The organism is Lujinxingia sediminis (assembly GCF_004005565.1).
In the GTDB taxonomy this organism is placed as follows: domain Bacteria; phylum Myxococcota_A; class Bradymonadia; order Bradymonadales; family Bradymonadaceae; genus Lujinxingia; species Lujinxingia sediminis.
The window spans coordinates 218,033-229,731 of record NZ_SADD01000003.1 but is presented as its reverse complement, the minus strand read 5'-3'; the positions used below and the strand labels follow the sequence as shown (position 1 = coordinate 229,731).

At 65.3% G+C, this 11,699-nt stretch carries 6 protein-coding genes; 2 read left to right on the top strand and 4 right to left on the bottom strand.

From position 1 onward, the window contains the following. Nucleotides 1-150: 150 nt before the first annotated feature. From rtcR to EA187_RS08635, 3 genes are read right to left on the bottom strand one after another with little or no spacing between them, the layout of a single operon-like run. Nucleotides 151-1,920 (bottom strand): RNA repair transcriptional activator RtcR, encoded by a 1,770-nt coding sequence (gene rtcR / locus EA187_RS08645; protein WP_206524226.1) that lies wholly within the window; start codon nt 1,918-1,920, stop codon nt 151-153. Continuing rightward, nucleotides 1,917-3,026 carry an RNA 3'-terminal phosphate cyclase gene (gene rtcA / locus EA187_RS08640; RefSeq protein WP_127779988.1) on the bottom strand — a complete coding sequence of 370 codons (1,110 nt, stop codon included), beginning with the start codon at nt 3,024-3,026 and terminating at the stop codon, nt 1,917-1,919. Before rtcA ends, rtcR begins: the two co-directional genes overlap by 4 nt. A 2-nt stretch (nt 3,027-3,028) precedes the next feature. Further along, a complete protein-coding gene (locus EA187_RS08635; RefSeq protein ID WP_127779987.1) occupies nt 3,029-4,408 on the bottom strand; it encodes an RtcB family protein in 1,380 nt (459 codons plus the stop codon). Nucleotides 4,409-4,964: 556 nt separating this feature from the next. On the opposite strand from EA187_RS08635, the gene EA187_RS08630 reads away from it, so the two are divergent. Further along, nucleotides 4,965-6,506 (top strand): ATP-binding cassette domain-containing protein, encoded by a 1,542-nt coding sequence (locus EA187_RS08630; protein WP_127779986.1) that lies wholly within the window; start codon nt 4,965-4,967, stop codon nt 6,504-6,506. 934 nt (nt 6,507-7,440) lie between these two features. On the opposite strand, the gene EA187_RS08625 is transcribed toward EA187_RS08630, so the two are convergent. Continuing rightward, nucleotides 7,441-10,554 (bottom strand): RCC1 domain-containing protein, encoded by a 3,114-nt coding sequence (locus EA187_RS08625; RefSeq protein WP_127779985.1) that lies wholly within the window; start codon nt 10,552-10,554, stop codon nt 7,441-7,443. Nucleotides 10,555-11,073: 519 nt separating this feature from the next. Here EA187_RS08625 and EA187_RS08620 point away from each other — a divergent pair. After that, nucleotides 11,074-11,685 (top strand): flavodoxin domain-containing protein, encoded by a 612-nt coding sequence (locus tag EA187_RS08620; RefSeq protein WP_115606077.1) that lies wholly within the window; start codon nt 11,074-11,076, stop codon nt 11,683-11,685. The last annotated feature ends 14 nt before the right edge of the window (nt 11,686-11,699 follow it).

Genomic DNA, 11,699 nt, shown 5'->3' with positions numbered 1-11,699 from the left:
TGCGGGTGATCGGGCATTCATATGCGCGTTGATGCGGGAGATTTTGGGGATGTGCACGCGAATCTTCAACAACCATAGCTCAGGACACGATCCGGGGGGGCGTGGGAGCGTCAGCGAGCTCGCCGCGATGCACCTACCGGGGGTTGTGCATCATCGGGTGATAGCATCGAAGTCGAGCCCGAACTTCTGGAGGTATTTGCGCAGGCGGTCGGCGTCGTTTCGCGATTTGCGAAGGGTTCGGGAGTGGGCAAAGAGCTCGCGACCGGCCTCCGAGAGCGATGCGCATCGGCGACAGATCGTGATGACATGCCGAAGTTGCGCGGCGTCGAAGTCGTCGATGTCGCCCACTCCCAGCTCCGAGAGCACATCGTTAACTCCTCCCATCGCCGCGCTCCGACCGACCTTCTCAACCGTGGTGTGTCCGACCCCCGGACGTGCCTGTTCGGCGAGGGCGCTCGCGCTGAGCGAGGTCTGTCCGACCCCCGGACGTGCCTGTTCGGCGAGGGCGCTCGCGCTGAGCGTGGTATGTCCGACCCCCGGACGTGCCTGTTCGGCGAGGGCGCTCGCGGGTGCCAGGCCCCAGCGCACGCGCAATCTCTCGATCTCGTCGGTCACCACCACCTCATCGATCACCCCGGCGTGGGCCAGGGTGGCCATGCGGATCACCGAGGCGTTTAAGTCGCGAAAATTTGCCGTCCAGGTGGCCTCGTCGCGGTGTGCGAAGTCGAGGTAGCGCCGGCGTGCCTCCAGGTTGATGCGCACGCGCTCGCCATGGCGTTCGGCAAAGGCTTCGAGCTCGTAGTCGAGGTTGGGCTCGATGTCTTCACGGCGCGCGGCCAGCCCCGGCAGCTCGAAGCTCCAGAGGTTGAGGCGGGCGAGGAGGTCGGCGCGAAAGCCTCCGCGCTGCACCTCACGGAGAAGATCGGCGTTGGTGCCGGCGATGAGCACAAAGTCGCTCTCGATCTCCTCGTCGGCGCCCACCGGCAAAAAGCGGCCGGTTTCCAGCGCGCGCAATAGCATGGCCTGCTCGTCGGTGCCCAGCTCGGCGATCTCGTCGAGGAAGACCACCCCGCCGTCGGCGCGCTTGAGCAAGCCCTGGCGGGCGGCTACCGCGCCGGTGAACGCCCCGCGGCGGTGACCAAAGAGCGCGCTCATCGCGCCGTCACCACGTAATGTGGCGCAGTTGATGGGCACAAAGGGGCCATGGATCTGGCGGCGTTGTTTTTTGAGATCGTAGATGCGCCGCGCCAGCTGCGTCTTGCCCGCGCCGGTGGGGCCTGTGAGCAGCATCGGCTCGCGGGAGCGCTGGGCGACGATTTCGATGTTTGCGATCAGCGCGTTAAACGTCGCGTTACGTGTGGCGATGCCCCCTTTGAGCAGGGTGGTCGCCTCGTGCTGCTCGCGTGCAAAGCGGGCGGCCAGCCGGTCGTAGCGCGAGAGATCCAGGTCGATGAGCCGCCAGCCCCCGGCGGCCCGCATCGGACCCTTTTTACGCGGCGAACTCTGTAAGAGACGAGCGGGGAGGTGGCGCGATTCGGCCAGGAGAAACATGCAGATCTGGGCGACGTGGGTGCCCGTGGTCAGGTGCAGCAGGTAGTCTTCGTCATCCTCAAAGGGGTAGGCGCGGCTGAAGTCGTGGAGCGCGCCAAACACTTCTTCAAAATCCCAGGGATCGTTGAGAGGAAGCTCACGCAGCACGACCTCGGTCGATGGCGAGCATTGCGCGATGTCGTCACGGACCTGTCTGGCGAGCTTGCGATCGCCGGGCTGGCAGAGGAGCTCAAAACGGTCGATGAGCAGGTCGTCCTGCTGGCAGATCCCCACCGAGGGTCGCCAGCGCTCCCAGCGGATTGGCGCAAAGCCGCGATCGAGCTGGGAGCCCAGAAGGCCGAGCACAACGGTGGGTTTTCGGACGCTCATTCCGACTCCAGGCCAAGGTCGAAGGTGCCATCGCCGCGCGCGCTCACCTCGAACTCGCGGCCCGTGAAACGCGGCAGCAGCTCAAGTTGGGTGCGGGCGTGCGAGCTCAGCGGCCCGCAGCGAAAGCGCCCGCGACCCAGCGCCGCCAGCACGACGAGGAGCTGGTCGGTGAGGTGTTCGCCCACCGGGGCGTCGTGCCCGAGGTAGGTGCGAAGCTCGTCGGCCAGGCGCTCGGCGACCGCCTCGGCGCTCACGCCTTTTTGACCCGGTATAAAAAACACCTCGCTGACGTGCTCGAAGTTCAACGTGGCGATAAGTGCGTTACCCGGCCCGGGGCTTGCGTCGTGTCGGAGCACTTTGCTGCTCCACCCGAGGGTGGGGTCGGGCAGGGGAGGCGCGGCGCTCAAAAAGGTCGCGATCTCCCGCTCGGCGATGGAGGTGGGGATATGGGCGATCAGCGCCTCAAGGGAGGCGTCGAGAAGAGCGCCGCGCGCCCTCAGGTTGAGGGCAGGTGAGGGGGCGATCGCCTCGTATGTATGCGGGTCTTGCACGACCCCGGGTCGGTCATGGGTCGACGAAAACCGAACAAAAACCTCGCCGCCGCCGGCCGGCATAAAGCCCGGGCGGCGCAGCTCGGCCTCGATGGAGAGGCCGGCCTCGCGCAGCACCTTCAGGTAGGTTCGGGCGATAAACTCGAAGGGAGGCGCGGCCGGGTTATGCGTGCCCCCGCTGATGCTCAGCGTGGCGGGCTGCCCCCCGAGGGCCAGGGGAAGGAGCACCGTTTGCAAGACCAGCATGGCGCTGCCGGCCGAGCCCACCTCAAAGCGGAAGTCGCCACCCTGGAGGTCGCCCGGCGTAAAACGCAGGGATTGGCTGCCCAGGGTCGCGCCCTCCACCTCGGCGTTGCAGATCGCTGTGGCGGCCCGCACGCAGGTCAGGTGCTGGCGCAAGAGGCCGCTTCGACGTCGGCCGGCGCGGATCTTCTCCATCGCGAAGGGACGGCCGGTGAGCATCGCCATCGTCAGCGCGCTGCGCAGCATCTGGCCGCCCCCCTCGCCAGCGCTGCCATCGATGAGGATGGGGTCAGGGGTGTGAATCGTCGTCATACTCAATCCTCCGCCGGTTCGCCGGCCGGCGCCATCTTGACCATCCGAGGGTCGAAGCGGGCCACGATCTCCACGAGGTCATTCTGGGCGTCCATGACCTCTTCGATGTTTTTATAAACGTCGGGCACCTCGTCGAGCCCGGCCGAGAGAAGTCGAACCTTCTGGCGCGCCAGGCGCTCTTTGACCGGGGCCCAGTCCATCGTCTTTTTGGCGCGGGTGCGCGACATCACGCGCCCGGCCCCGTGGGCGGCGCTCTCCAACGAGAGCGCGTTTCCTTTGCCGCGAACCACAAAGCCGGGGTCCGCCATCGAGCCCGGGATCACCCCGAGCACCCCCTTACCCGCCGGCGTCGCCCCTTTGCGATGCACGATCAGCTCTCGCCCGTCATGAACCTCCTTCCAGGCGTAGTTATGGTGGTTCTCGACCTGCGCGAGCGCCTCGGCGCCCAGGTTACGCAGGATCTGGCGATGAATCACCGCGTGGTTCGCAGAGGCGTAATGCCCCATCAGCTCCATCGCCGCCCAGTACTCCTGGCCGGGCTCACTCTTGAGGTCGAGCCAGGCCAGGTGGCGCAGCTCCGAGGGAAGCTCCGGGTGCAGCTCCATCGCCAGCTTCGAGTAATGGTTGGCTACCGCCGCCCCCGTCCCACGGCTGCCGCTATGGCTTAAGAGCGCCAGGTAACGCCCGGCTTCAAGCCCCAGGTCCGGCTCGGTGAGCGTCAGCACCCCGAACTCCATGAAGTGGTTGCCGGAGCCGCTGCTCCCGAGCTGCTTCCAGCCCTTGGACTTGCCGCGCGAGGTGATGGGGGAGACCTCCCAGTCTTCATCCATCACCTGATGATCGTGGGGTTTCTTGAAATGCGCGCCGATGCCAAAGGCCGTCTCCCGCTCAATCGCGCGCTCAAAACGCTCGGGATGATCCTCAAAGCTCTGAAGATCGACATCCAGCACGCTCAACTTCACCCGGCAGGCGATGTCCACGCCGACCGCGTACGGGATCACCGCCCCCTCGGTGGCCAGCACCCCGCCAATCGGCAGGCCGTAGCCCAGGTGCGCGTCGGCCATCAGCGCGCCGCGGTAGGCGATGGGAAGGCGCGAGGCCTGCTCCATCTGTTTGACCGCCTGCGGCTCCAGATCCTGACCCCACTGCGCCCAGGGCGCGCGGGTCTCGGGCTCCTCCCAGCTCGCGACTTTTTGCAGGTAGTCGGCAAGCTCCGCGAAGGCCTCGCCGCGGTAGTCTTCAGGGGCCTCCACGATCGCCCGAAGCTCGTCGTAGGCCTCATCCGGGGTGGTCTGCCCGCTCTCGATCATCGTCCCGATGGTCTTGAGCAGGTTGGGATGGAAGTGTTTGGGGATGTTCAGCTTTCGAAGGTGGTGTTTCATCTGCGTTTTCCTTGCGGCAAAACCTCGCCGCTGTGTTCGAGAGATGGTGAGGAGGCTGGTCGGGCGTCTTTTCTAAGCGTCGACGCCCCGGCCTCCCGGCTCGAACGTTCCCATAGCGAGCACCGTGCCACAGGTTTCAATCAGGGGTTTTTTCATCAGGTTTTTCAAAGAGAGTGTCAGGTGCCTTCGTGGGTAAGTTGTTGATGCCCATGGTTTTTTTGGGCGAGTGTGTCGCGGACATAAAAAAGGTGATGGGCGCGTAAAGGATGCAGGGATCAGGAGCGAAGACGCGCATGATGTCTATGGGTTTATAAAACTCGCGCGAATCTTATCATTTTATCGCGCAGGGCGCGCGCTTCGGAGTCTTGATTTTCCAAAAACGCCTGCCTAGTTTTGAGCCGTCGTGTCGCCGCCGATCGTGAGGTCGCGCTGGCCACCGACTTCCCTCCCCCAAACCCCGAGTCAGCTGGTGAAGTAACCCCCCTTTTTAAGAGCGCGATGATTTGCAGGTCCTTCGTGTTTGGGATCTGCGCCCATTCTCTTGAAAGGAGGTCGTATGACTTCAACGCAGGTGTCGGTGCGCCTTGAGCGCGTCACTTTTTCGTATTCCCGCGCGATCCACACGCTCTTTCGGGGCCTGGATCTGCATCTGGAGGCCGGCTGGCACGGGCTTGTGGGCCCGAACGGCGCAGGGAAATCTACATTCATGAGCCTTCTGGGCGGTGCGCTGGAGCCGACCGAGGGTCGGATCGTGCGTGAGTTTGAGGGGCCGGTGGTGTGCTGTGAGCAGCGCGTGGAGGTGTCCGGAGCGCTGGTCGATGGGGCGGCGCAGCGCTGGGATAAAGAGGCGATGCGCCTGAAAAGCCGCCTTGATCTGGACTACGAGGGATGGACCCGCTGGGAGACGCTCTCACCCGGGGAGCGCAAGCGCTGGCAGATCGGTGCGGCGCTGATGGCCCGGCCCGATCTGCTGCTCCTCGATGAGCCCACCAACCACCTTGATGCCGAGGGGCGCGCCTGGCTGGTGGAGGCGTTGCGCCTGCACCGGGGGATCGGGGTGGTGGTCAGCCATGATCGCGAGCTTCTCGACGCGCTCTGCCGCGCCACGGTGTGGCTGGAACCGGGGCCTGGCGAGGTGGCGCTGACGGTCTATCCGGCGGCCTACAGCGCTGCTTTTGACATGAGAGCGTTGCGGATTGCCGGGGAGGTGCGGGCCCGCCAGAAAGCCGAAGCGGTGCGCGATCGTCTCCAGCGAGCGACGATCGAGGCGGCCGAGCGCCGCCAGGCCACCGAGCGTTCGCTCAGCTCCAGAAGCCGCATGACCTCGGTGCGTGATAACGACGCGCGCAGCATGGCGCGCAAGGAGCGCGCGCTCGACGCGTCTGCGAAGGCCAGTCGGGAGGCCGGCGTGGTGAGTCGCGAGCTCGCAAAGGCCGATGAAACGTTAAGGGAGCTTCCCATTCACAAAGCGTTGGGCCGCGCGTTGCTCGTGGACTTTGAGCCTTCGCCCAAAGATCCGCTGGCGAGCCTCACCGGCGAGGAGCTCAAGGCTGGCGAGCGGGTGCTGGCCGGCGATCTTCGTCTGGCGCTGGGACGACGCGAGAAGATCGCGTTGACCGGCCCCAACGGCGCGGGCAAATCGACGCTTCTACGCCTGATGATGCGCCACCTGCATGTGCCCGAAGATCGGGTGCTCTACCTGCCTCAAGAGCTGACCGAGGCTCGGATATCGGCCAGCATGGATGCGCTCAAAACACTGCATCCCGATGAGCTCGGCGAGCTCATGAACATCGTCGCGGCCCTGGGAACCGATCCCTCGAAGCTGCTCGGTGGTGCGCCTCCCAGCCCCGGGGAGGCACGCAAGATCATGCTGGCGCAGGCGTTTCATCAGCGCGTCTATGCGCTGATGCTCGATGAGCCGACGAACCATCTCGACCTGCCCTCGATCGAAGGCCTGGAGGAGGCGCTGGTCGCCTACCCCGGGGCGCTTCTGCTGGTGAGTCACGACGTGCGCTTTCGTCGGCGCGTCACACAGACGACCTGGCGTATCGGCGAGGGGCGCGTGGAGGTTGAGGATCGGAGGGAGGATGAGGAGTGAGGGGCTAAAACGACGCCGAATGGTACGTCCCGGGGTCGAACACCATCGAGGGCAGCTGACACGTCGAATTGAGCGCCCGCCCGGGTGCCAGGGCACCGTACACATCGAGTTGAGCGCCCGCCCGGGTGCCAGGGCATCTTACACGTTGAATTGAGCGCCAACCCGGGTGCCAGGGCACCGTACACGTTGGTTTTGAGCGCCAACCCGGGTGCCAGGGCACCGTACACGTTGGTTTTGAGCGCCCGCCCGGGTGCCAGGGCACCGTACACGTCGAATTAAGCGTCAGTCCGGGTGCCAGGGCACCGTACACGTTGGTTTTGAGCGCCCGCCCGGGTGCCAGGGCACCGTACACGTCGAATTAAGCGTCAGTCCGGGTGCCAGGCCGGCTGACACATCGCTTTTGAGCGTCACCCCGGGTGCCAGTGCAGCTGACACGTCGGTCCTGGCCGCGAGCTGGCTTCGGGGGGGAATGCGACGGGTGTTTCACTTTGAAATATGCCTTTCATGCTCACGCGATGGCGAGTCTGCGCCCTCACCACCCTCGGGAGTCGCAGAGCAGGAGAGGTGGCGCTGCGGAGTAAGGTGGGAGTCAGGATGGGAGGCGTGCTGAGCCCGAGAAGGGGCGTGTGAGCGGGAGGGGAAGGCGTTTTTCAAAACAAAACGCCTCTCCGGGCAGGCTCAGTCGCGAGGTGGAGTCGGGGAGCAGGGTCAGAGTCAGGATGGGAAGTTTTTTTTGACGGCGTACGCGTTGAAGGGGGGTACGACGCCGAGTTGCCCGACCGAGGGTCGGACCATCCGAGGGTCGGACCATCGGCAGAGATGACGCCGAGTTGCCCGACCGAGGGTCGGACCATCGGCCGTCATAGCGCCGAATGGTACGACCCGGGGTCGACCGTCATCGCGCTCAAACGTCGGAAAAACGACCGGAGCGAGATTATTCGTCGGGTGTGTCGAGGGTGTAGGCCGGGACCGGACCGGCGATGGCGGGTGCCTCGTCATCGCCAATGAGATCGGTGTGGCCGTAGCCGAGCTGGCCAAAATCGTTAAAACCCCAGCAGCGCATCGTGTCGTCTTCGAGCAGCGCGCAGGTGTGGTAGTTGGAGGCCTCGATGGCCACGGCTTTTCCGCCCAGATAGACGTCGGTGGCCCAGGAGGGGGGCGCCTCGGTGCCGACGGAGCGGCGATGCCCGTAACCGAGTTGGCCAAAGCGGTTGTCGCCCCAGCAGCGCACGCGGCCGCCCTCTAAGAGCGCGCAGGTGTGCAGGCCGCCGGCGTCGATCTGCAACACGGTGCCACCGGCGTCGATGTCGCCGGCGGTGGCCGGGGGCTCGTCGTTGCCGATGGTGTCGGTGTGGCCGTAGCCGAGCTGGCCGTGCTCGTTCCAGCCCCAGCAGCGGGCGCGTCCCTCAGGGAGGAGCGCGCAGGTGTGGCTGCGGCCGGCGGAGACGGCCAAAACCTCATCGCCCACATCAATGGGCTTGATGTCGGCGGGGTGCTCGTTGTCGCCGATGTTATCGGTGTGGCCCTGCCCCAGCTGACCGGCCTGGTTTCGGCCCCAGCACTTCAGCTGGCCGCCCTCCAGGAGCGCGCAGGTGTGGAACTTCCCGGCGCTGATATCGAGGACGTCGGCGCCGACGTTGACCGGGTTGATGTTGGCCGGAACCTCCGCCTTGCCCAGGTGGTGGGTGTGGCCAAGCCCGAGCTGGCCGTAGCGGTTGTTGCCCCAGCACTTGAGCGCGCCATCTTCGAGCAGCGCGCAGGCGTGCGTGGCGTATTGCATCGCACCGACGGTCACCGCTTTGACCGGCCCGCCCATCGCGATGGGCTCAATGGCGAGGGGGAGGGGGTCTTCGCCGATGCGGCGCACGTCGCGGCCAAGCCCGAGCTGGCCGAAGTGGTTGCTTCCCCAGCAGCGCAGGTCGCGGCTCTCCAGGAGCGCGCAGGTAAACGACGCGTTGTAGTCGCCGGCGGCTGCGATCGCGATGGCCGGCTCTCCCAGCGCCACAAACCCGGCCTCCGAGGCCGGTTCGTCGTCGCCGACGCGCTCGCGGTGGCCCAGGCCCAGCTCGGCGTCGAAGTTTGCCCCCCAGCAGCGCACCTGGCCCTCGCGCAGAAGAATGCAGGAGTGGAACTTGCCGAGCGCCATCTGCTGCACGTGGCGCGGGGGCTCGGCGGCGATCGCCTCGCCAGGAAGACCGTCGGCGGCAGCGCTCAGGGCAGCTTCGACGGCGTGGCTCGCGTTCGCAATAAGCGGGGCGATCGAGAGGGCGCCGGCGTCTGAATCCGCGCTCGAAATCTCGTCGTCGGGTCCGAGGGACGTCTCGGCCAGCGCCTCCGAGGAAGCCCCACCGCCGAGGAGGGCTTTCAGGGAAAAGGGCGCCGGAAGAACGCCGGGGCCGTAAACGTCGGCGATGCCCACGCCAGCCAGAGTGAGTAGCAGCGCACCCAGAAGAAACGCGGCGGGCTTTCGGGAGGAGGGTGTGGTGGGTTCGTTCTCGTGCTCGTTCTCGTTCTCGTGCTCGTGCTCGTGCTCGGGCTCGTACTCGTGCTCGTGCTCGTGCTCGTTCTCGTGCTCGTGCTCGTTCTCGTTCTCGTTCTCGTTCTCGTTCTCGTTCTCGTTCTCGTTCTCGATCTCGTTCTCGAACACGGGCTCGTTCTCGTACTCGTACTCGTTCTCGTTCTCGTTCTCGATCACGGGCTCGTTCTCGATCTCGTTCTCGAACACGGGCTCGTTCTCGTGCTCGCTCTGGTGCTTGTGTGCTGTGATGACGTCGACGTCGTCGGAGACGTCGGCATCAGCGACGGCGACATCGTTGCCGCTATCGGCAGCGACTTCGCTGGCGAGTTCTTCAGCGCCGGGGACGCGGCGCGTGGCGAGGTCGTCGGGGGTGACGCGCGAGGTGGGTTTTGCGTCGCCGGAGCGGGCAAGAAGCCCGGCGTCAGCCTCCCCGCGCACCGTCTTCAGGTCGAGGAGATCTTGCGAGCCAAGGTGCGCGGTCCGCCCGGGCAGCAGGGTGCCCCGGGGGCCGAGCTGGCCGGAGAGCGCTTCGACGGCCGGGTGCATCGCCCGGCGCAGCGCTTCAACGTCCTGAAAACGCTTTTGAGGATCGCGCGCCAGCCCGCGGGCCAGAAAGGCGCGGGTGACCTCCGGGACGTTCAGATCGGCGATCTCATCAAGGGGATCAAACTCCTCTTTGATCTTCTTAATCAGCACCTCCTGCTCGGAGGCGCCGGGGAAGGGGCGGCGGCCGCTCAGGAACTCAAAGAGCATCACGCTGACGGCGTAAAGATCGGTCCAGGGCCCCAGATTCTTGCGCGAGATCTGCTCGGGCGCCATGTAATTCGGCGAGCCCAGGTGCCAGCGGGTGTCACTCTTGTGTTCGACGAATTTGGCCAGCCCGAAGTCCAGCAGGCGCACGTAGAGGGGGTTGCCCACGACGGCCTGAATCATGATGTTTTCGGGCTTGATGTCGCGGTGGACGATGCTGTCCTGGTGGGCGGCGCCCAGCCCGTTGAGGAGCTGGTTGGTGATGGCAAGAATCTCTTCAGCGCTGAAGCCGCGGCCGTCCTGGGTGCGGGCGTGGATTTCATCGCGAAGGGTGCGGCTACCGTCAATAAACTCCATCACCAGATAGGGGCGCCCGGCGTGAATGCCGTACTTGAGCAGGCGCACGATATTGGGGTGACTTAAGTGCGCGAGCACCTCCGCTTCGCTCTGGAATTTCTGGAGGAGCACCCGGGAGAATTCGGGATCGTCGGTATCGACGTTGATGAGCTTGAGCGCCCCCTTAAGCCTTAAAAGCGGCGACTGGAACGCCAGATACACCCGTCCGAAACCTCCCGAACCCAGGGTGCCCACGACCAGAAAATCGCCGACCATCTGCCCGATCACCGGGTCGGGCTGCTCGGCCGCACCACGGTGGGCCTGCTCCCAGTGGGTGTTGGAGATAAAGTGCAGCCCGCGTTTGCTGCATCCGCGCTCCTCACAGGGCGCGGCGACCTCCCCGCTGCTATCACAGCCGGGACACTTTCCCGTAGTACCACGCATGCATTGTCCAGGCGCCGGAGGTGTTCAGCACGGAAAGAAGAAGCGCATCAGAGTCATCAAAAGGACGTCATCTCGCCGCGAGTATGCCAGAGGGTTCTGGGTCGAACAACGCCGCCGAGCGCCGCCGAGTGCCCCAGGACGAAGCCAGCGGCGTCGTCAGGGATTCGCGGTAGCGCTGCTACAGCTTCATCCCTGCCTCCTTGCTGGGCTCCGCCCTGGATGCACTCGGTGCCGGGCGTCGCCCTGGATGCACTCGGTGCCGAGCGTCGCCCTGGATGCACTCGGTGCCAGGCGTCGCCCTGGATGCACTCGGTGCCGAGCGTCGCCCTGGATGCACTCGGGTTGGGGGGAGTTTTTGTGGGCGATGGGGGGCGCCCGAGGCCGAGCCCGAGCATGCCCTGGCCGCTGTGGGGGCTTGTGAATGTGGTGTCGCCGCACACGAGATTTTGGTGACGTGGGGGGCGGGTCTATTTTGGGTGTAGTACCAGCGACTCAGGCAGACTTCACCTTGAGGGATCCATGGACATCATCACCCGAAGCGCTCTTATCTATCAGGCCGAGGTGCTCGAACCCCGGCGGATCGCCGACGCGATCGCGACCCACCTCAAGGAGATGGGGCACCGCGTCGAGCTTTTTACCGCCAACGCGATCCCCGAGGATCTGGAGCTCAACGGTTATGACGGCGTGATCTTCGGCAGCGCTCTCGATGATGGCGAGTATGCGCCCCGGATTGAGGCGTTGATTGGGGCTCGGCACCGGGAGCTTCAACATATGCCCGCCGCGTTCTTCAGTGTCAGTCTCAGCAACTATGATGACGCCGAGGCACTGCGCGCCGAGAGCCTGGCTTGCATCGAGCGGCTGATTATTGAGACGGATTTTAACCCGGCGATCTTCGCCTCGTTTACCGCCGAGCCGCCGGTCTCAATTCGGGGCTTTATCAAGCAGATGGGCATGGAGCCACTCGGGCGGCGGATGGAAGGTGAGATCGGCTTCGATATTGCCGATGAGGACGACTACGACACCGTGGAGGGGGCCGATGTGGAGGCCTTCGTCGAGGGCTTTCTGGGGCAGATCGCGGCGATGGTAGGCCGACCGGGGGAGTCGGCCTCACGTCCCTCGCCACCGCTCTAAGACAGCGGGCCCCG